The organism is Citrobacter sp. wls711, assembly GCF_005281055.1.
Classification (GTDB): Bacteria; Pseudomonadota; Gammaproteobacteria; order Enterobacterales; family Enterobacteriaceae; genus Citrobacter; species Citrobacter gillenii.
Genome location: NZ_SZXC01000023.1, coordinates 49,832 through 67,871, shown reverse-complemented (window position 1 = coordinate 67,871; position 18,040 = coordinate 49,832). Strand labels below are relative to the sequence as shown.

At 53.8% G+C, this 18,040-nt stretch carries 18 protein-coding genes and 1 pseudogene; 2 read left to right on the top strand and 17 right to left on the bottom strand.

Features of this window, described 5'->3' with window-relative positions:
• The first annotated feature begins 78 nt into the window (after window positions 1–78).
• Window positions 79–522: a DUF2756 family protein gene (locus tag FDW98_RS08870; RefSeq protein WP_096759238.1), complete on the top strand. Its 444-nt coding sequence runs from the start codon at window positions 79–81 to the stop codon at window positions 520–522.
• Here FDW98_RS08870 and ugpQ read toward each other — a convergent pair.
• From ugpQ to livK, 12 genes and pseudogenes are all read right to left on the bottom strand, one after another.
• Window positions 519–1,262 carry a glycerophosphodiester phosphodiesterase gene (gene ugpQ, locus FDW98_RS08865; protein WP_096759237.1) on the bottom strand — a complete coding sequence of 248 codons (744 nt, stop codon included), beginning with the start codon at window positions 1,260–1,262 and terminating at the stop codon, window positions 519–521. The genes FDW98_RS08870 and ugpQ overlap by 4 nt on opposite strands.
• Complete coding sequence (locus FDW98_RS08860) at window positions 1,259–2,329, bottom strand: sn-glycerol-3-phosphate import ATP-binding protein UgpC (protein ID WP_137398832.1); 1,071 nt, start codon at window positions 2,327–2,329, stop codon at window positions 1,259–1,261. The genes ugpQ and FDW98_RS08860 overlap by 4 nt, the downstream gene beginning before the upstream one ends.
• A 1-nt stretch (window position 2,330) precedes the next feature.
• Entirely contained in the window at window positions 2,331–3,176 is an 846-nt protein-coding gene (gene ugpE, locus FDW98_RS08855; protein ID WP_096759235.1) for a sn-glycerol-3-phosphate ABC transporter permease UgpE, read from the bottom strand.
• Window positions 3,173–4,060: a sn-glycerol-3-phosphate ABC transporter permease UgpA gene (gene ugpA, locus FDW98_RS08850; RefSeq protein ID WP_096759234.1), complete on the bottom strand. Its 888-nt coding sequence runs from the start codon at window positions 4,058–4,060 to the stop codon at window positions 3,173–3,175. Before ugpA ends, ugpE begins: the two co-directional genes overlap by 4 nt.
• 104 nt (window positions 4,061–4,164) lie before the next feature.
• A complete protein-coding gene (gene ugpB, locus FDW98_RS08845) occupies window positions 4,165–5,481 on the bottom strand; it encodes a sn-glycerol-3-phosphate ABC transporter substrate-binding protein UgpB (RefSeq protein WP_096759233.1) in 1,317 nt (438 codons plus the stop codon).
• Between the two features lie 252 nt (window positions 5,482–5,733).
• Window positions 5,734–6,103 (bottom strand): annotated as a pseudogene (locus FDW98_RS08840) (type II toxin-antitoxin system death-on-curing family toxin).
• Window positions 6,100–6,321: a type II toxin-antitoxin system Phd/YefM family antitoxin gene (locus FDW98_RS08835; RefSeq protein ID WP_096759232.1), complete on the bottom strand. Its 222-nt coding sequence runs from the start codon at window positions 6,319–6,321 to the stop codon at window positions 6,100–6,102. The pseudogene FDW98_RS08840 and the gene FDW98_RS08835 overlap by 4 nt, the downstream one beginning before the upstream one ends.
• 87 nt (window positions 6,322–6,408) lie before the next feature.
• Window positions 6,409–7,122, bottom strand: coding sequence for a high-affinity branched-chain amino acid ABC transporter ATP-binding protein LivF (gene livF, locus FDW98_RS08830; protein WP_096759502.1), 714 nt, complete (start codon window positions 7,120–7,122; stop codon window positions 6,409–6,411).
• Window positions 7,123–7,139: 17 nt separating this feature from the next.
• Window positions 7,140–7,907, bottom strand: a complete 768-nt coding sequence (gene livG, locus FDW98_RS08825) for a high-affinity branched-chain amino acid ABC transporter ATP-binding protein LivG (RefSeq protein WP_096759231.1) — start codon at window positions 7,905–7,907, stop codon at window positions 7,140–7,142.
• Window positions 7,904–9,184, bottom strand: a complete 1,281-nt coding sequence (gene livM, locus FDW98_RS08820; protein ID WP_096759230.1) for a branched chain amino acid ABC transporter permease LivM — start codon at window positions 9,182–9,184, stop codon at window positions 7,904–7,906. Before livM ends, livG begins: the two co-directional genes overlap by 4 nt.
• The gene (gene livH / locus FDW98_RS08815; protein WP_096759229.1) at window positions 9,181–10,107 is read right to left on the bottom strand and encodes a high-affinity branched-chain amino acid ABC transporter permease LivH; all 927 of its coding nucleotides are present in this window, start codon (window positions 10,105–10,107) and stop codon (window positions 9,181–9,183) included. The genes livM and livH overlap by 4 nt, the downstream gene beginning before the upstream one ends.
• Before the next feature lie 47 nt (window positions 10,108–10,154).
• Complete coding sequence (gene livK / locus FDW98_RS08810) at window positions 10,155–11,264, bottom strand: high-affinity branched-chain amino acid ABC transporter substrate-binding protein LivK (protein WP_096759228.1); 1,110 nt, start codon at window positions 11,262–11,264, stop codon at window positions 10,155–10,157.
• Between the two features lie 424 nt (window positions 11,265–11,688).
• Between livK and panM the strand changes: the two genes are divergently transcribed.
• Window positions 11,689–12,072, top strand: coding sequence for an aspartate 1-decarboxylase autocleavage activator PanM (panM, locus tag FDW98_RS08805; RefSeq protein ID WP_096759501.1), 384 nt, complete (start codon window positions 11,689–11,691; stop codon window positions 12,070–12,072).
• Window positions 12,073–12,158: 86 nt separating this feature from the next.
• Here panM and FDW98_RS08800 read toward each other — a convergent pair whose 3' ends face one another.
• From FDW98_RS08800 to ftsY, 5 genes are all read right to left on the bottom strand, one after another.
• Window positions 12,159–13,262: a branched-chain amino acid ABC transporter substrate-binding protein gene (locus FDW98_RS08800; protein ID WP_138140553.1), complete on the bottom strand. Its 1,104-nt coding sequence runs from the start codon at window positions 13,260–13,262 to the stop codon at window positions 12,159–12,161.
• A 322-nt stretch (window positions 13,263–13,584) separates the two neighbouring features.
• Window positions 13,585–14,439, bottom strand: a complete 855-nt coding sequence (gene rpoH, locus FDW98_RS08795; RefSeq protein ID WP_096759226.1) for an RNA polymerase sigma factor RpoH — start codon at window positions 14,437–14,439, stop codon at window positions 13,585–13,587.
• A gap of 253 nt (window positions 14,440–14,692) precedes the next feature.
• A complete protein-coding gene (gene ftsX / locus FDW98_RS08790) occupies window positions 14,693–15,751 on the bottom strand; it encodes a permease-like cell division protein FtsX (protein WP_096759225.1) in 1,059 nt (352 codons plus the stop codon).
• Window positions 15,744–16,412 carry a cell division ATP-binding protein FtsE gene (ftsE, locus tag FDW98_RS08785; protein WP_096759224.1) on the bottom strand — a complete coding sequence of 223 codons (669 nt, stop codon included), beginning with the start codon at window positions 16,410–16,412 and terminating at the stop codon, window positions 15,744–15,746. The genes ftsX and ftsE overlap by 8 nt, the downstream gene beginning before the upstream one ends.
• A gap of 2 nt (window positions 16,413–16,414) precedes the next feature.
• Complete coding sequence (gene ftsY, locus FDW98_RS08780) at window positions 16,415–17,935, bottom strand: signal recognition particle-docking protein FtsY (protein ID WP_096759223.1); 1,521 nt, start codon at window positions 17,933–17,935, stop codon at window positions 16,415–16,417.
• Window positions 17,936–18,040 lie beyond the last annotated feature (105 nt).

Sequence of the window (18,040 nt, the reverse complement as noted above, 5' to 3'; positions counted from 1 at the left end):
CTGGTGCATAACTCTGAAATAACCATCGTAACGGCGAGAAAGGAGTAAACTAAAGAGATCCCCGAGAGGAGAAAAGCGATGAAACGACTCTTGATTTTAGCCATGCTATTGCCGTTTGCAGGCTTTGCACAGCCCATCAACACCATGAACAACCCGAATCAACCGGGTTATCAGATCCCGAGTCAGCAGCGGATGCAGACACAAATGCAATCACAGCAAATTCAGCAGAAAGGGATGCTGAACCAACAGTTGCAGACGCAGACGCGCATGCAACAGCAGCATATGGAAAATCAGATCAACACCAACTCCCAGCGCGTGCGCCAGTCTCAGCCGGGGGAGTTGAATACCAGCCAACAGCAAATGCTACCCAACAACAACGGTGGGATGCTAAACACCAACCGCAATCCGGACAGCACGCTGAATAAACAGCAGCAAATGCTGTCGGAGAAAAAGAACGGCGACATGCTTAAGCCTTCCAGCACGCCGCAGCCTAACGTGCCGTTAAAAACGATTGGGCCTTAATAGGGCTGAAAATCCGGCCCAATGACATCAATGGCATCGGTACAGATGCAATCCACCCCCCAGCGCAATAGCTCTGCCGCGCGCTGGGGACGGTTGACGGTGTACACCAGAATGCGTAACCCGGCATCACGTATCGCATCGACACGCGCTTCATCCAGCAGCGTATAGTTTAGATGAAGAGAAACGCAGCCCAGCCGCGACGTGAGTTCGCGCCAGTCGTCACGCCATTCATCAAGCAGCAGCCCGCGCGGCAGTTCCGGTGCGGCCTGCTGTGCAGCTTCAAGAGCCTCAATGTCAAAGGATGACAGCAGCGGCGGCGTCATGTCAGCCCAGAGTTCACGCGCTGCCAGCGCAACGGCTCTGCCGGTGAGTGCCTCGCGACCCGTAGTGGGTTTAATCTCAATATTGGCCATCATGCGATGCTGACGGCAGCGGTCCGCTACCTGAGAAAGCAACGGTAACGGCTCGCCTTTGAACTCGCCGCTAAACCAGCCCCCGGCATCAACGCGCAGCAGATCCTGCCAGTTCAGCTCCCCAGCGACGCCCCAGCCGTTGCTGGTGCGTTCAAGGTTGTCGTCGTGCAGTAAGAAGATCTCGCCATCTTTTGACAATTTCGCGTCAAATTCGATCATGGTATGCCCGAATCGCGCCCCCACATCGATTGCCGCCAGCGTGTTTTCCGGGGCCAGTTTACCGCCACCACGATGGGCGACAATATGGGGATAAGGCCAGTTACTCATACTCGTTGTCCTGTTTCGCCATCAAAGAGATGCATATGGTTTTCGGGCAAATGCAGCCACAGCGTGCTGCCTGCCGTCGGGCGATGCTGATGCGCCAGCCGCACCACCAGCTTCTGCTCGCCCCAGCGCCCGTGGGCCAGGTTATCCGCGCCCAGCATTTCCAGGGTGTCTAGCACCTGCGGCACGCCGCCTTCGGCCTGCGAGCTTAGCGCAATATGCTCCGGGCGGATACCCAGCGTCATGTTACGCCCAATATGGCGCGAATAATCCTTGCCGAGGGGCAACATCATGCCGCTCTCCAGCTCAAAATGATGGCCCGTGGCGCTGATACGCCCGTCCAGAAGGTTCATGGCCGGACTGCCGATAAAGCTCGCCACAAAGCAGCTGGCCGGTTTTTCGTACACCTCAACCGGCGTACCGATTTGTTCGGCGACGCCTTTGTTCATCACCAGTACCCGCTGGGCAAGGGTCATAGCTTCGACCTGATCGTGGGTTACGTAAAGTGAGGTGGTTTTCAGTCGCCGGTGCAGATGTTGTAACTCCAGACGCATCTGCACGCGCAGCTTGGCATCAAGGTTGGAAAGCGGCTCATCAAACAGAAATACTGCCGGTTCGCGCACAATCGCCCGTCCCATAGCCACACGCTGACGCTGGCCACCGGAAAGCTCGCGTGGGCGACGTTTGAGCAGTTCGCTCAGCTCGAGGATGCGCGCGGCATCGTTCACGCGCTCGGCAATGTGCACTTTGCTCATGCCGCGAATTTTCAGCCCCCAGGCCATGTTTTCTTCCACACTCATATGCGGGTAGAGCGCGTAATTCTGGAACACCATCGCAATACCGCGATCTTTCGGCTCCATCTCGGTGACGCGCTTATTTTCAATCCAGATATCGCCGCTGCTCACCCGCTCCAGTCCGGCGACCATCCGCAGCAGCGTAGACTTACCGCAGCCGGACGGCCCGACCATTACAATAAATTCCCCGTCCGCAACGTCCAGCGTCAGCGGTTTAATTACCTGGGTTTTACTGTCCCAGCTTTTGGTTACTGCCTGTAGTTTTAGTCCTGCCATTTTATTTCTCACTGTCCACTAAACCACGCACAAACGCGCGCTGCATGGCTAACACGATGATTACCGGAGGGATAAGCGTCAGCAGCATAGCTGCCATCACGTGGTTCCACTGCGTCGTACCTTCACCGGTGGCGATCATGCCTTTGATACCCGCCACCGCCGTGCCCAGGTTCACGTCGGTAATAATCAACAACGGCCACAAATACTGGTTCCAGCCGTAAATAAAGGTGATGACGAACAGCGCCGCCAGATTGGTTTTTGACAGCGGCAGCACGATGTCGCGGAAAAAACGCATCGGTGATGCGCCGTCAATACGCGCCGCTTCCACCAGTTCATCTGGCAGGGTCATAAAGAACTGGCGGAACAGGAATGTCGCGGTGGCGGATGCCATCAGCGGCAGCGTCAGACCTGCGTAGCTGTCGAGCATTTTCAGGTTGGCGATCACCTCTACCGTCGGGAAAATTCGCACCTCCACCGGCAGCATCAACGTAATAAAAATCATCCAGAAGAGCAGGTTACGCAGCGGAAAGCGAAACCAGACGATGGCGAATGCGGAGAGCATCGACACCGTAATTTTCCCCAGCGTAATGCTGAACGCCATGATGAAACTGTTGAGCATCATCAACCAGAATGGTGCGCTGTTCACGCCCACCCCGTTGACCCAGATGGTGTGCATGTTATCCAGCAGATGGGTTCCGGGGATCAGCGTCATCGGCGTGTCATATACCGCCTGGTTGTCCAGCGTCGCCGCCACAAACGCAACGTACAGCGGGAACAGGATCACCATGATCCCCAGAATCAGCAGGGTATGGCTGAATATTGTCAGCCAGCGACGGTTCTCAATCATTGGTAACGCACCTTACTTTCCACATAGCGGAACTGCACCACGGTCAAAATAATAACGAGGAACATCAGCACCACCGATTGTGCAGCGGAAGACGCCAGATCCAGCCCGACAAATCCTTCACGGTAGATCTTATAAATCAGCGTGGTCGTCGCCTGCACCGGCCCGCCCGCCGTGGCGGCATCAATCACCGGGAAGGTGTCAAAGAAGGCGTACACCAGATTCACCACCAGCAGGAAAAAACTCACCGGGGCAATCAGCGGCAACGCCAGCTTGAAGAAGCGCCGGATTGGACCCGCACCGTCAATCGCGGCGGCTTCTATCAGCGAGCGAGGAATAGACTGTAATGCGGCAAAGAAGAACAGGAAGTTGTAACTAATCTGCTTCCAGACCGAGGCAAATACCACGAGGAACATGGCCTGGCCGCTGTTTTGCGCATGATTCCAGTCATAGCCAAACTCACCGAGAAAATGCGTAATCAGCCCGCGCCCTGGATTAAACAGAAAGATCCACAGCACCGCAGCGACGGCAGGGGCCACCGCGTAAGGCAGCAGCATCAGCGTCTGGTAGAAACGGCTGCCGCGCACCACGTAATTCACCAGCGCGGCAAAAAACAGCGACACCAACAGACCGCTTACCGTGACTAACGTACTGAACTTGATGGTGGTCCAGAACGAATCAAGGTAGTACGGGTCATGAAACAGCGCGACAAAATTATCCAGCCCCACGAACTGGCTGGAAAAACCAAATGGATCGACGCTTTGTAGCGAATACCACAGCGCTTCACCCGCAGGCCAGATAAAGAAAATAAGGGTGATAGCCAGCTGTGGGGCCACCAATAAATAGGGTAGCCAGCGCGAGCGGAACACCGGTCGGGATGAGGACATGACAGTTCTTTTCCTGGAAGGTGCCGGATGGCGGTGCAAGCACCTTATCCGGCCTACAAACGCTGTAGGCCTGATAAGCGCAGCGCCATCAGGCACTTATACACTTAAGATTTGGTCGACTGCTCGAAGCGACGCAGTAACTGGTTGCCGCGCTCAACGGCGGTATCCAACGCTTGCTGTGGGGTTTTCTTACCGGTCCAGACGCTTTCCAGTTCCTCATCCACGATGGTGCGGATCTGCGGCATATTGCCCAAGCGCAGTCCTTTGGTGAACGGCAACGGTGGCTTGTTCAGCATCTGACGCGTGGCGGTATCCGCCCCCGGGTTCTTGTCATAAAAACCCTGTTCGCGGGTCAGATCGTAGGCGGCGGTAGTGATCGGCAGATAGCCCGTTTTCTGGTGCCATTCAGCCGCAATTTCAGGCTTCGCCAGGAAGTTAAGGAACTGCGCCACGCCAGCGTAGGTTTCTTTGTCTTTACCCTGCATCACCCACAGGCTCGCACCGCCGATAATCGCGTTCTGCGGGGCACCTTTCACGTCGGCATCGTACGGCATCATACCGACGCCATAGTTGAATTTCGCATAGTGACGGATGTCGGCCAGAGAGCCGGAAGAAGCAGTGGTAATCGCACAGTCACCGCTGTAAAACTTCTCGGTGGATTCATCTTTGCGCCCGAAGTAGCTGAAATCACCCTTCTTGTTTAGCTCTTGCAGCAGTGCAATATGTTTCACCTGCTCCGGCTTATTAAACTCCAGCACCGCATCGGTACCGTCAAAACCATTGTTTTTAGTGGCGACCGGCAAACCGTTCCAGGCACTAAAGTTTTCAATCTGGATCCACCCCTGCCAGCCGCTGGCATAGCCGCACTTCATGCCTGCAGCCTTCAACTTCGCGGTGTACTCCGCCAGGTCCTGCCAGGTTTTTGGCGGCTGTTCAGGGTCTAAACCGGCTTTTTTGAAGGCATCTTTGTTGTAGTACAGCACCGGGGTGGAGCTGTTAAACGGCTGGGAGAGCAAATGTCCGGTTTTAGAGTCGGTGTAATAACCGGAAACCGTCGGCACAAACTGAGACTCATCAAAGTTAATTCCGGCCTCTTTGAACACTTCATAGACCGGCTTAATTGCCTTTGAGGCCATCATGGTTGCCGTCCCGACTTCGTAAACCTGCAGCAGAGCAGGCGCGTTACCGGTACGGAATGCGGCGATCCCCGCGCTCAGGCTCTGCTCATAGTTGCCTTTGTACTGCGGAACGATTTTGTAGTCGGGATTGGATTCATTAAAACGTTGCGCCAGTGAATCAACTTCTTTACCCAGTTCGCCTTCCATTGAATGCCAGAACGGGATAGTGGTGACGGCCAGTGCCTGACCTGCAAATGCCAGGCTGATTGCCAGTCCTAAAGCTGTATGTCGTAACGATTTCATCGGTTATCTCTCTTGTTGTGCCGGATGCGCGATATCACGCGTTTTATGCTCGCGGGGGTAACATGACATGCTCGAATGACAGAAAAATAACTTTTTTATTACAAAAAAAAGATAGTAAGGCGACAGAGAGATGGCAAGGCAGTGAAGGTTATGAGAAGGGAAAATGGGAGCTGAGACACGGATGGAGGCGTTACGATTCCCTGGGTAATGGTCCAGGTACTACAACGCCGGAAGGTGAGTACGGGCTGGACGTTACTGTCGCAGACGATGTGCAATCTGTTCTAACGAGAGTCGTCCCGCTGCGGCTTCAACCGTCATGGCAACAAAATCGGGGTTTGCAGACTAGCGCGATCCCATTACGCTTTAAAAACAGCAAAGTAATAAACAACGCGGTCTGTTTGTTACCATCATTAAAAATGTGCCCGCGAGAAAAGGCCAGCAAATGCATGGCTGCCAGCAACCACACATCGGTCACACCTTCATATTCAATTTGATTTAATACCCGGTACATCAGCGCTTCCGCACGACCGGGATCAGGCATGCCTGTAACACCAGGCGTCACGCGGAGTAGCCTGTCGTGAAACTGTATTATCTCTTCCGCTGAGATAATTTGTAGTGTCATTTATCCGCCAGCTCCCTGATTTCATTACCATGAATCATCATAATGTCTGCAAATTCATCATCCAGCCTGGCGGCCTGATAACGTTCAAACTCTTCTGCGCTAATGATGACCGCAGGTTTATGACCGCGTCGCGTAATGGTGACGGGGACTCCGGTAACCGCACTATCCAGCACTTCAGCCAGATTCTGTCTCGCTTCACTATAGTTAACTGTACGCATGGAAACCTCCTGAACTGTACAGATTAATTGTGCAACTAATATGTACAAATAAGGAGCCATTTCGGCTCCTTATCTCAGTAGAGAGTATTACCCGCCCAGATAGGCGCTGCGCACCGCTTCGTTGGCCAGCAGCGCATCGCCGGTGTCCTCCAGTACCACATGACCGTTTTCCAGCACGTAGCCGCGATCGGCGAGCTTCAGCGCCTGATTGGCGTTCTGCTCGACGAGGAAGATGGTCATCCCCTGCTCACGCAGCTGTTCGATGGTGTTAAAGATCTGCTGGATGATAATCGGCGCCAGCCCCAGAGATGGTTCATCAAGCAGCAGCAGACGTGGCTGGCTCATCAGCGCGCGGCCAATCGCCAGCATCTGCTGTTCACCGCCGGACATGGTGCCCGCCCGCTGAATACGACGCTCATGCAGGCGTGGGAACAGGTCATACACCCACTTGATGCGTTCCTGAAACTGGTTGCGTTCAACAAAGAAGCCGCCCATTGCCAGGTTCTCTTCCACCGTCATGCGCGAAAACACGCGACGCCCTTCCGGGACAATCGCCACCGCTTCACGCATGATTTTCGCCGTCTGCCAGTCGGTGATGTCTTTACCATCAAAAACAATGCGCCCGCTGGTCGCTCGCGGATCGCCGCACAATGTACCGAGCAGCGTGGTTTTACCCGCACCGTTGGCACCGATTAACGTCACGATCTCACCCTGATTGATATACAGACTGACGTCGTGCAGCGCCTGGATCTTTCCGTAGTGGGCGTTCACCTTGTCAAACGTTAACATCGCTTTTTCCATCTTTTGGCTCGCCCCCATTATGCTTCACCTAAATAGGCGCGGATGACATCCGGGTTATTACGAATCTGTTCCGGCGTCCCGTTTGCCAGCGGCGTGCCCTGGTTCACCACGTAGATACGGTCTGAAATCCCCATCACCAGCTTCATGTCATGTTCAATCAACAAGATTGAAGTGTTGTGATGATTACGCAGCTCAGCAATCAGCTCATCCAGCTCTTTAGTCTCTTTCGGGTTGAGTCCCGCGGCAGGTTCGTCGAGCATCAGGATTTCCGGCTGGGTCACCATGCAACGAGCAATCTCCAGACGACGCTGGTCACCATAGGCCAGGTTACTGGCCTGACGGTTGGCGTGTTCCAGCAGACCGATACGCTCAAGCCAGGTGGCAGCACGGTCCAGCGCTTCGCTCTGGGCACGACGGAAAGACGGGGTTTTCAGCAATCCGGAGAAGACACCGGTTTTCAGCTGTTGGTGTTGCGCCACCAGCAGGTTTTCAATCACCGTCATCTCGCGGAACAGACGCACGTGCTGGAAGGTGCGCACCACGCCCATGCGGGCAATTTGCTGGCCCGGCAGCCCTTCCAGATGCTGATCGCGCAGTTTGATCGTCCCCCCCGTCGGCTTGTAAAAACCGGTCAGGCAGTTGAAAACCGTGGTTTTACCCGCACCGTTTGGCCCGATTAACGAGACAATTTCCTGCGGCCTCAGTTCCAGTTCAACGTTGTTGACCGCCAGCAGACCGCCGAAGCGCATCATCAGGCCGTTCACGGATAATAATGGCTGACTCATGCCTGCTCTCCTTCTTTCGCTTGCCCGTTTTTCAACTTCAACTGTGGACGGGTCATCGGCAGAAGCCCCTGTGGGCGCCAGATCATCATCAGTACCATCAAACCACCGAGCATCAACATGCTGTATTCATTGAAATCACGCATCAGTTCGCGTGACACCACCAGCAGAATGGCCGCCAGGATCACCGCAAACTGCGACCCCATGCCACCGAGGACTACAATCGCCAGTACGAAGGCCGATTCAGCAAAAGTGAAAGACTCCGGACTAACAAAGCCCTGACGCGCAGCAAACAGCGTGCCGGCAAAGCCGGCAAACGCGGCACTGATGGTAAAGGCGGTCAGCTTGATACGTGTTGGGTTTAAGCCCAGCGAGCGGCAGGCGATTTCATCTTCACGCAAGGCTTCCCACGCGCGGCCCAGCGGCATACGCAGCAGGCGGTTTATGACAAACAGTGAGAAAACCACCAGCAGCAACGCCACCAGATAGAGGAAAATCACACGGTCAGACGGGTCATACTTCACGCCGAAGAAGTTGCTGAAGGTATCCCAGCCGCCTTCGCGGGCGCTACGGCTGAACTCGAGACCGAAGAGAGTCGGTTTCGGGATCTGGCTGATGCCGTTCGGGCCACCGGTCACTTCAGTATTGTTCAGCAACAGAATACGGACGATCTCACCAAAACCTAAGGTCACAATCGCCAGATAGTCACCGCGCAGACGCAGTACCGGGAAGCCGAGCAGGAAACCCGCTGCCGCAGAGACCAGGCCTGCCAGCGGTAGGCAGGTCCAGAAACCGAGACCGTAATAGTGGTTCAACAGCGCGAAGGTGTAAGCACCGATAGCATAAAAACCTCCGTAGCCCAGCACCAGCAGACCAGACAGCCCCACCACCACGTTCAAGCCCAGACCGAGGATAATATAAATCATCGTCAGGGTGGCGATATCGACCGTGCCGCGTGAGACCATAAACGGCCACGCTACGGCAATCACCAGCAGCGCCACCAGGAACAGTTTTTGTTTGACGGTGGAGCCGTCAATCGCCGGCAGAATAAACTTCGGGCCGGAAACTCGCTTCATGCTGTGCTGGAAAGCCGGGCGCAGCAGCTGGAACAGAAAAACGACTCCGGTGCCGATAAACACCCACTGCCAGCGAATATCACTGGCGACATCAACGACCAGCTTGGTGCCATCCAGCTCTAACTGAACGCCCATAAAGACGCCCGCGAGGATGAAAAACATGGCGGCAGAGAGCAGCGCCATCGCAACGTGCATTGGTTTCATACTTTCTCTACCTCCGGGCGACCCAGAATACCGGTCGGCATCACCAGCAGCACGATAATCAGCAGTGCAAACGACACCACGTCTTTGTATTCCGTACTCAGATACGCAGAGGAAAGCGCTTCCGCTACACCCAGAATCAGACCGCCAATCATCGCCCCAGGGATGCTACCGATGCCCCCCAGTACGGCGGCGGTAAAGGCTTTCATCCCGGCCATAAAGCCGATGTACGGGTTGATAACGCCGTAGAACTGGCCGAGTAGCACACCCGCCACTGCCGCCATCGCCGCACCGATCACAAAAGTCAGCGCAATCACGCGGTCAGTGTTAATACCGAGCAGGCTGGCCATTTTCAGATCTTCTGCACAGGCGCGACACGCACGGCCCATACGCGAGTAGCGGATGAAAATCGTCAGCGCCAGCATGGCTACAAAGGTCACAACCCAGATAACTGCCTGCATGGTCGTAATGGAGGCAGAGAAGTTTTCGCTACTGCCGATGGTCCACTGGCCGTTAAACAGGCTGGGCAGCGCCACGTCGCGCGAGCCTTCGGTCAGGCTGACGTAGTTTTGCAGGAAGATGGACATCCCGATGGCGGAAATCAGCGCAATCAGGCGCTTGGAGCTGCGCACGGGTCGGTATGCCACGCGTTCAATACTCCAGCCGTAGGCGCTGGCAATCACGATAGCGCCGACGAATCCGGCCGCTACCAGCAGCCAGCTGGTATCAATACCCATCATCATTAGCGCAGCGATGATCATAAAGGAGACATAGCTGCCGATCATATACACCTCGCCGTGGGCGAAGTTGATCATGCCGATAATGCCGTACACCATCGTGTAACCGATGGCGATCAGCGCGTAGGTGCTTCCCAGCGTGACGCCGTTAAACATCTGCTGTAAGAAATAGAGGAACTGCTCGGACATATGCAAACCTTTTCATACCCGCCCGGCATCACCGGGCGGTGGGATAATTATTTGGCTACCGAGGACGACCCGTCGGCGTGCCACTGGAAGACACCAAACTCAAATCCCTTTAGATCGCCTTTTTCATCCCAATTCAGCGGCCCAATCACGGTATCAGCCCCGTGTGCTTTTAAATCTTTCACCAGATCCAGCGGTTCTTTGCTGCCGCTGCGATCCAAAGCGGTTGCCAGCGACTGCACAGCAGCGTAGGTGATCCACACATATGGTCCGGTCGGATCTTTCTTGTCCGCTTTGAGCGCATCGACGATAGCCTTATTCGCCGGATCCTGGTCATAGCGTTTTGGCATGGTCACCAGCATGCCTTCGCCTGCCTCGCCCGCGATGTTGGACAGTGACGCATTACCCACGCCTTCTGGACCCATAAACTGCGTTTTCAGGCCCACAGAACGTGCCTGACGCAGCATTTGTCCCATTTCCGGGTAGTAGCCGCCGTAATAAACGAAGTCGATGTTTTCTTTCTTCAGACGGGCAATCAGCGCAGAAAAATCTTTTTCTCCGGCAGTGATCCCATCAAAGAAGACGATATTGGCTTTGCCCGCTTTCAGGCTGTCTTGTACCGAGCGCGCCAGTCCTTCACCGTACTGCTGCTTATCATGGATGATGGCAATACGCTGAGGCTTAACCGTCTCAAGAATATATTTCGCCGCGGTGGGTCCCTGAGAGGAGTCCAGACCGGCCGTACGCATGATGTGCGCATAACCGCGCTGCGTCAGTTCCGGGTTGGTGGCACCCGGGGAAATCATCAGGATGCCTTCATCTTCGTAGATGTCGGATGCAGGTTGAGTCGACGATGAGCACAGGTGACCAATCACATACTGAATGCCGTCGTTAACGATTTTATTCGCCACGGCCACCGCCTGTTTTGGATCGCAGGCGTCGTCATATTCCACGCCCACCAGCTTGTCGCCTTTGATGCCACCTTTGGCATTAATATCTTTAATCGCCTGACGCGCGCCATTGAATTCCATATCGCCCCACTGCGCGACCGGACCTGACATTGCCCCGACCACAGCGACTTTGATCTCCTCCGCCATAGCCGTGTGCGACATTGCCAGTGCGATTACCCCTGCGATGATTGTCTTCGCATTCCTTTTCATTCCTGAATCCCCATTCGTGATGTTGTGTATTTATTTTGTATTTATATGGTTAAAAAGCAGACTGTGCTTTTTTTGAACTGTACTATTTTTACCAGTCTCATTAATGGTTTAGCACAGTTTTTTAAGCAAAATAACGCTAAAATCTCTATTTTTCAGTCGATTAAGAAAAGATAATATTCTGCTTTTCACTATAGATAAACAAAAAAAAGCACGCTTGTCAGCATAAAATAATGGCACAAAGAGCGGAATAAAATGCTGCATTCCAGGGTAATATCCTGCCTGTTTTTCAATGCCTAATGTTTCAAACTGTCATTATCGTTGTTATAAAATTAATCACCTGGTTATTCACATAAAAAAGAGAAAGCATCCGGGGGAAGTATTTCGGTACACTGATTTCATCTTTTGTGACTTGGACATGCTGTCAATGAAGCTGACCATCATTCGTTTAGAAAACTTTAGCGCTCAGGACACTATCGATCTGGGCAAAATCTGGCCGGAATATTCCGCCTCATCTCTACGCGTCGATGACGCTCACCGGATCTATGCCGCGCGGTTTAATGAACGCCTGTTAGGCGCAGTACGCGTAACCCTGAGCGGTACGCAAGGCGCGCTGGATTCCTTACGCATACGCGAAATCACCCGCCGTCGCGGCGTCGGGCAGTATTTGATCGAAGAAGTGATCCGCGAAAACCCTGACGTGAGTTCATGGTGGATGGCAGATGTAGGCGTGGAAGACCGCGGCGTGATGGCCGCATTTATGCAGGCATTAGGGTTTAGCGCACAGGCGGATGGCTGGGAGAAGCGGTAATAAAAAAGCCGGATGGCGCTGACGCTTATCCGGCCTACGAAGTGCTCGCTGTAGGCCCGGTAAGCAAAGCGCCACCGGGCAGTTACTCATTTAGCGTCTGTAGCCGTACCATTAGCATGCCAGTCAAACACGCCGAACTCGAAGCCTTTCAGGTCACCCTTCGCATCCCATGATAGCGGCCCCATCACGGTTTCAACAGAGTTTGCTTTCAGGTATTTAGCAATTTCAGCCGGATCGTCGGAATGGTTCAGACCAGCCTGCAATGATTGCAACGCAGCGTAGGTGGTCCAAACAAACGCGCCGCTTGGATCCTGTTTCTTGGCCTTGATGGCATCCACGATCGGTTTGTTCGCCGGAACCTGGTCATAGTTCTTCGGCTTGGTCACCAGTAAGCCTTCCGCAGATTCACCGGCGATGTTAGACAGCGACACGTTCGCCACCCCTTCTGGTCCCATAAACTGGGTTTTCAGGCCAGCAGCACGCGCCTGACGCAGGATCTGCCCCATTTCCGGGTGGTAGCCACCGTAGTAAACAAAGTCGATGTTATCTTTCTTCAGACGCGCCACCAGGGTGGAGAAGTCTTTCTCACCGGCGGTGATACCGTCAAAGAACACCACATCAGCATTCGCTTTCTTCAGATTGTCTTGCACAGAGCGCGCCAGACCTTCGCCGTACTGCTGCTTGTCGTGAACGATGGCAATGCGTTTCGGCTTCACTTTTTCAACAATATATTTAGCGGCGGTTGGCCCCTGATCAGAGTCCAGGCCAGTGGTACGCATCACCAGATTATAGCCACGCGCGGTCAGTTCCGGCGCGGTTGCCGCCGGGGTGATCATCAGAATGCCTTCGTCTTCATAGATATCTGACGCGGGCTGAGTAGAAGACGAGCACAGGTGACCGATAACGTATTTAATCCCGTCGTTAACCACTTTGTTGGCAACCGCTACCGCCTGTTTCGGGTCACAGGCATCGTCGTATTTCACCACGACCAGCTTGTCACCCTTCACGCCGCCTTTGGCGTTAATGTCTGCAATCGCCTGTTCTGCACCGGTAAACTCCTGGTCGCCATACTGCGCCACCGGACCCGACATCGCGCCGACGACGGCAACTTTAATATCCTTAGCAAAGGCCATATTGCTCAAAGACAGGGCGATACATCCTGCCAATAACGCTTTACCCTTCATATTCATCCTGACAATCCCCATTATTGTGGTTATTACGTGTGTTGTGATGTTGTTGTTCAGCACTTTATTTCGATTATTGGATAGCTACCCGTGCTTTAGCAGCATACTCTGCTAAAACATACCCGATTTTTATTATTTTGGAATAGCTAATTTTACATCCAGATAACAGATTCGTGTCGGTGGGAGGGGAGGAAAGGCCCGTTTGCCCGATAAGCGAAGCGCCATCAGGCAAACGTGTTGCCGGATGGCAGCGTAAACGCCTTATCCGGCCTACAAAAAACAAAACCCCCGAATTCACATTCGAGGGTTCATTGGCAATTCGCGAAAATTACGCTTCGATTGCCGCGCGGAGTTTTTTCATCGCGTTCTTTTCAAGCTGACGCACACGTTCAGCGGAAACACCGTAGCGATCGGCCAGCTCCTGCAACGTCGACTTGTTGTCTTCGTCGAGCCAACGGGCACGGATGATATCCTGGCTACGTTCGTCCAGACCTTCCATCGCGTAAGTCAATTTGTTCGCCGCCTGCTCTTCCCAGTTATCGTCTTCAATGCCGTCAGCAAAGTTAGACGATTTGTCCTGCAGATAAAGCACCGGAGCCATCGGCTGGCTGTCGGACTCGTCGTCCGAAGACATGTCAAACGTCATGTCCTGCGCCGCCATACGGGATTCCATTTCGCGGACGTCTTTGCTGGAAACCCCCAGCTCGCGAGCGACCATTTCAACTTCATCCTGGTTAAACCAGCCCAGACGCTGCTTAGTTTTACGCAGGTTAAAGAACAGCTTACGCTGTGCTTTGGTGGTCGCGACTTTAACGATACGCCAGTTACGCAGAACGTATTCGTGGATCTCTGCTTTGATCCAGTGCACGGCGAAAGACACCAGGCGCACACCCACTTCCGGGTTGAAACGGCGCACGGCTTTCATCAGGCCGATATTACCTTCCTGAATCAGATCCGCCTGCGGCAGGCCATAGCCCGCGTAGTTACGAGCAACATGAACAACAAAGCGCAGGTGAGACAGGATCAGCGTTTTAGCTGCTTCCAGATCGCCCTGGTAATGCAGCTTTTCAGCCAGTGCCCGCTCCTCGTCAGCCGACAACATCGGCCACGCGTTTGCAGCCCGGATGTAAGATTCCAGGTTACCAACAGGGGCTAAAGCTAAATTTTGCATTTCTTTGGTCATTCAAATCCTCTCAATCTATATCATCTGGCGCGTTGAAAAATCGACAGCAACAACCATGCCAGAGCTTATGAGCAACGAGAATATCATTCAATCTTTTATCAGACAGTGATTTTATCCACAAGTTCCATGTCGTACTGTGTATACATTACGCACAAAATGTGACATCACAATGACTATGTCGGGAAGAGACAACAGGACTCTTTCCCTGCAGAGCGAACTTCTCAGTGCAGGGAAAGATTATACCAGAGATTTTTTAATCGGGGGTAAAGTGGCGTAAATGTTGGACCGTGGCAAGCCAGGCTGCCACCCAGCCAATCATTGAGCACACCAGCAGCAGCAGCAGGCACTCGTCGAATGATAAGCCGTTGATATCAAATTTAGTTCCAAAAACCTGTGCCACTTCAGTGACCGCTGAAGACAGACGCATCACCAAAATTTCTGACAAAATCAGTGAAAGAAAAGCGCCCGAAAAGCCAAGCAGCGCTCCGCCGTAGAGGAACGGTCGCAGGATAAACCCATCCGTTGCGCCAATCAGTTTCTGTACGTTGATGGTATCGCGACGGGCAAAAATGCTCAGTCGTACGCTGTTGCCGATAACCAGGAACACCGCAGCCACCATCAGCACGCCAATCATTGCCGAAACGCGCCCCACCAGACTCGTCAACGCCGCCAGCCGCGCAAACCAGCTGTCATCCATGCGCACTTCATCAATACCATTGATTTGTGCCACCCGATCACGCAGCGTGTTCAGCGACTCCGTGCCCTGGAAATCCAGTTTTGGGATAACCACCGCCACGGCCGGCAGCGGGTTCTCTTCCAGCATATCCAGCGCACCGCCAAAACCAGACCAGTTACGGAATTCACCCAGCGCATCGTCGCGGGAAAGATAATTCACCTTCTCCACGCCCTGCTCGGCCTGCAATTGACCAACCACCCGCGCCGCCGCGTCATCATCCAGCGTTTTCTGCAAATACACGGTGATCTGTGGGGACGGATAATACTGGCTTGCCGCCTGGTTTACGTTCTTATAGACCATGTAACACACGCTCGGCAGCGTCAGAGAGATGGCGATCACCATCACCGTCAGGAACGTCGCCAGCGGCTTACTTTTCAGGTCCTGTAACGCGCCCTGGAACGCATAGCGCACCTGCTCGTTAAAGACATTGGTTTTACGTGAGTTCGGCTTTGGTGAGGATTTTGCCCGCTTCGGCGCGTTGCGTCCCCCGTCACCTGGCGCACCGCCCGATTTACGAAAACGATCCAGTCGCCCGCCGAACTGTTTGATTTGATTAATAGCGTCACGTCTATTCATGCGCCAGGCCTCCATGCAGGTGTCCGTCGCTCAGGACCATCTGGCGATAGGAACGACGGGAGATCAGCCCAATGTCGTGCGTCGCCATTAATACCGTAACCCCGACGCGGTTGAACTCTTCGAACAGGCGTAAGATCCCCTCCGACAACGCGTCATCAAGGTTCCCGGTCGGTTCATCCGCCAGCAGTACTGCAGGCTTATTCACCACCGCACGGGCGATCCCCACGCGCTGTTGTTCACCGCCGGAGAGTTGAATCGGGAAATTCTTCGCTTTGTCCAGCAGCCCGACCTTGTCCAGTGCCGCTGACACGCGGCGACGAATATCGTCCCCGCTGGCACCCGCGATAATCAGCGGAATCGCCACGTTGTCAAAAACGGTCCTGTCCATCAGCAGATGGTGATCCTGAAAAATCATGCCGATCTGGCGACGCAGAAACGGCACTTCACGGTTTTTCAAACGGCTGATGTCATGCCCGCTGAAGGAAATTTTCCCGGCACTGGGCCGTTCAATCCCACAGATCAGCTTCAGCAGGGTACTTTTCCCCGCACCGGAGTGGCCGGTCAGAAACGCCATCTCGCCAGGCTGCATATGGAATGTGACTCCCTGCAGCGCTTGTCTCCCACCGAGATAGGCCTTGCTGACATGTTCAAAGCGAATCATTGTTAATCCTCTCGGGCAAAAAGTGCCTCTATAAAATCGTCCGCTTTAAACGGACGTAAATCCTCGATACGTTCGCCCACACCGATGTAGCGGATAGGGATGCCAAACTGGTCGGCAACCGAGAAAATTACCCCACCTTTCGCCGTACCGTCTAGCTTGGTCAGGGTAATACCGGTCAAACCCACCGCTTCATGGAACAGTTTGGCCTGGCTTATAGCATTCTGCCCGGTACTGGCATCAAGGGTCAGCATAATTTCATGCGGCGCATCTTCGTCGAGCTTTTTCATCACGCGAACGATTTTTTTCAATTCTTCCATCAGATGCGCTTTGTTCTGCAAGCGACCTGCGGTATCGGCAATTAACACGTCTACGTTACGCGCCTTCGCCGCCTGGATGGCATCAAAGATAACAGACGCGGAATCCGCGCCGGTATGCTGTGCAATCACCGGAATGTTGTTACGCTGACCCCAGACCTGCAGCTGCTCGACCGCCGCCGCACGGAAGGTATCTCCCGCTGCCAACATCACCGATTTGCCCTGCTGCTCGAACTGACGTGCCAGCTTGCCAATGGTGGTGGTTTTACCCACGCCGTTCACACCAACCATTAAGATAACAAACGGCGTCTTACCATCCACATTTAGCGGTTCATCAACCTTCGCCAGAATCTCGCCCATTTCATCTTTCAGCAGACCGTACAGCGCTTCAGCATCTTTAAGCTGCTTGCGGCTGGCACCTTCCGTCAGGTTGGCGATGATCTTCCGGGTGGTTTCGACCCCCACATCGGCGATCAGCAACTGCTCTTCCAGTTCTTCAAACAGATCATCGTCGATCTTTTTACCGCGGAACAGACTGATAAATCCGGAACCGAGGTTTTCTTTGGTTTTTAGCAGGCTGCGTTTCAGACGCGCAAAGAAACCTTCTTTCGTCGGTTTCTCCTGTTCCTGTACCGCTTCTTCTTCTGCTGGCTCTTCTACAGCAGGTTCTTCTACGACAGGTTCTTCTACCGGCACAACCATGACGGCTTCTTCTGCCGCTTCAGCAGCCAGCGCCTGCGCTTCCAGTTCTTCGTCGGTCAGCTGCGGTTCGTTTTCCGCTTCTTCTTCAACCGCTTCAACAATTTCAACAGTTTCCGCTTCCGCCTGCCATTCTTCTGGCGAAATTTCTTCGGTTTTTACTTCTTCCGGCAGCGGTAACTCTTCGTGTTCGATAACCGCCGTTGGCGCAGGGGCTTCAACAACCGGTTCAACCTCCGGCTGCGGTTGCTCGACCACAGGTTCCGGCTCAGGCTGCAGTTTTTCGATTTCTGCAACCTGTTCAGTGACCTCCACAACCTCAGCCGCAAAGGCCTCCGTTTCGGCTTCGCTATGGGTTTCCTGCGCGCGCGGCTGTTCCTCAACAACGGCAGCTTCTTCTACAACCTGTTGTTGTTCTTCGTTTTTTAATTCTGTCTCGTTTTCCGGTGCCTGCTCTTTTTGACCAAAGCCCAGCCAGGAAAAAAAGCCACGTTTTTTCTCTTTCGCCATTTGCGACTACACTCCCCGCTGTTGCTTCATGGCACAGCGTCAACGCTATGTACATAGCAGCTAAAAAAATGATGAAATAGTCTATCACTTAACTTAACTCACATC

Bases quoted from the DNA above. Each gene is read 5' to 3' on its own strand.
- FDW98_RS08870 (WP_096759238.1), top strand. From the start codon at position 79: ATGAAACGACTCTTGATTTTAGCCATGCTATTGCCGTTTGCAGGCTTT.
- ugpQ (WP_096759237.1), bottom strand. From the start codon at position 1,262: ATGAGTAACTGGCCTTATCCCCATATTGTCGCCCATCGTGGTGGCGGT.
- FDW98_RS08860 (WP_137398832.1), bottom strand. From the start codon at position 2,329: ATGGCAGGACTAAAACTACAGGCAGTAACCAAAAGCTGGGACAGTAAA.
- ugpE (WP_096759235.1), bottom strand. From the start codon at position 3,176: ATGATTGAGAACCGTCGCTGGCTGACAATATTCAGCCATACCCTGCTG.
- ugpA (WP_096759234.1), bottom strand. From the start codon at position 4,060: ATGTCCTCATCCCGACCGGTGTTCCGCTCGCGCTGGCTACCCTATTTA.
- ugpB (WP_096759233.1), bottom strand. From the start codon at position 5,481: ATGAAATCGTTACGACATACAGCTTTAGGACTGGCAATCAGCCTGGCA.
- FDW98_RS08835 (WP_096759232.1), bottom strand. From the start codon at position 6,321: ATGCGTACAGTTAACTATAGTGAAGCGAGACAGAATCTGGCTGAAGTG.
- livF (WP_096759502.1), bottom strand. From the start codon at position 7,122: ATGGAAAAAGCGATGTTAACGTTTGACAAGGTGAACGCCCACTACGGA.
- livG (WP_096759231.1), bottom strand. From the start codon at position 7,907: ATGAGTCAGCCATTATTATCCGTGAACGGCCTGATGATGCGCTTCGGC.
- livM (WP_096759230.1), bottom strand. From the start codon at position 9,184: ATGAAACCAATGCACGTTGCGATGGCGCTGCTCTCTGCCGCCATGTTT.
- livH (WP_096759229.1), bottom strand. From the start codon at position 10,107: ATGTCCGAGCAGTTCCTCTATTTCTTACAGCAGATGTTTAACGGCGTC.
- livK (WP_096759228.1), bottom strand. From the start codon at position 11,264: ATGAAAAGGAATGCGAAGACAATCATCGCAGGGGTAATCGCACTGGCA.
- panM (WP_096759501.1), top strand. From the start codon at position 11,689: ATGAAGCTGACCATCATTCGTTTAGAAAACTTTAGCGCTCAGGACACT.
- FDW98_RS08800 (WP_138140553.1), bottom strand. From the start codon at position 13,262: ATGAATATGAAGGGTAAAGCGTTATTGGCAGGATGTATCGCCCTGTCT.
- rpoH (WP_096759226.1), bottom strand. From the start codon at position 14,439: ATGACCAAAGAAATGCAAAATTTAGCTTTAGCCCCTGTTGGTAACCTG.
- ftsX (WP_096759225.1), bottom strand. From the start codon at position 15,751: ATGAATAGACGTGACGCTATTAATCAAATCAAACAGTTCGGCGGGCGA.
- ftsE (WP_096759224.1), bottom strand. From the start codon at position 16,412: ATGATTCGCTTTGAACATGTCAGCAAGGCCTATCTCGGTGGGAGACAA.
- ftsY (WP_096759223.1), bottom strand. From the start codon at position 17,935: ATGGCGAAAGAGAAAAAACGTGGCTTTTTTTCCTGGCTGGGCTTTGGT.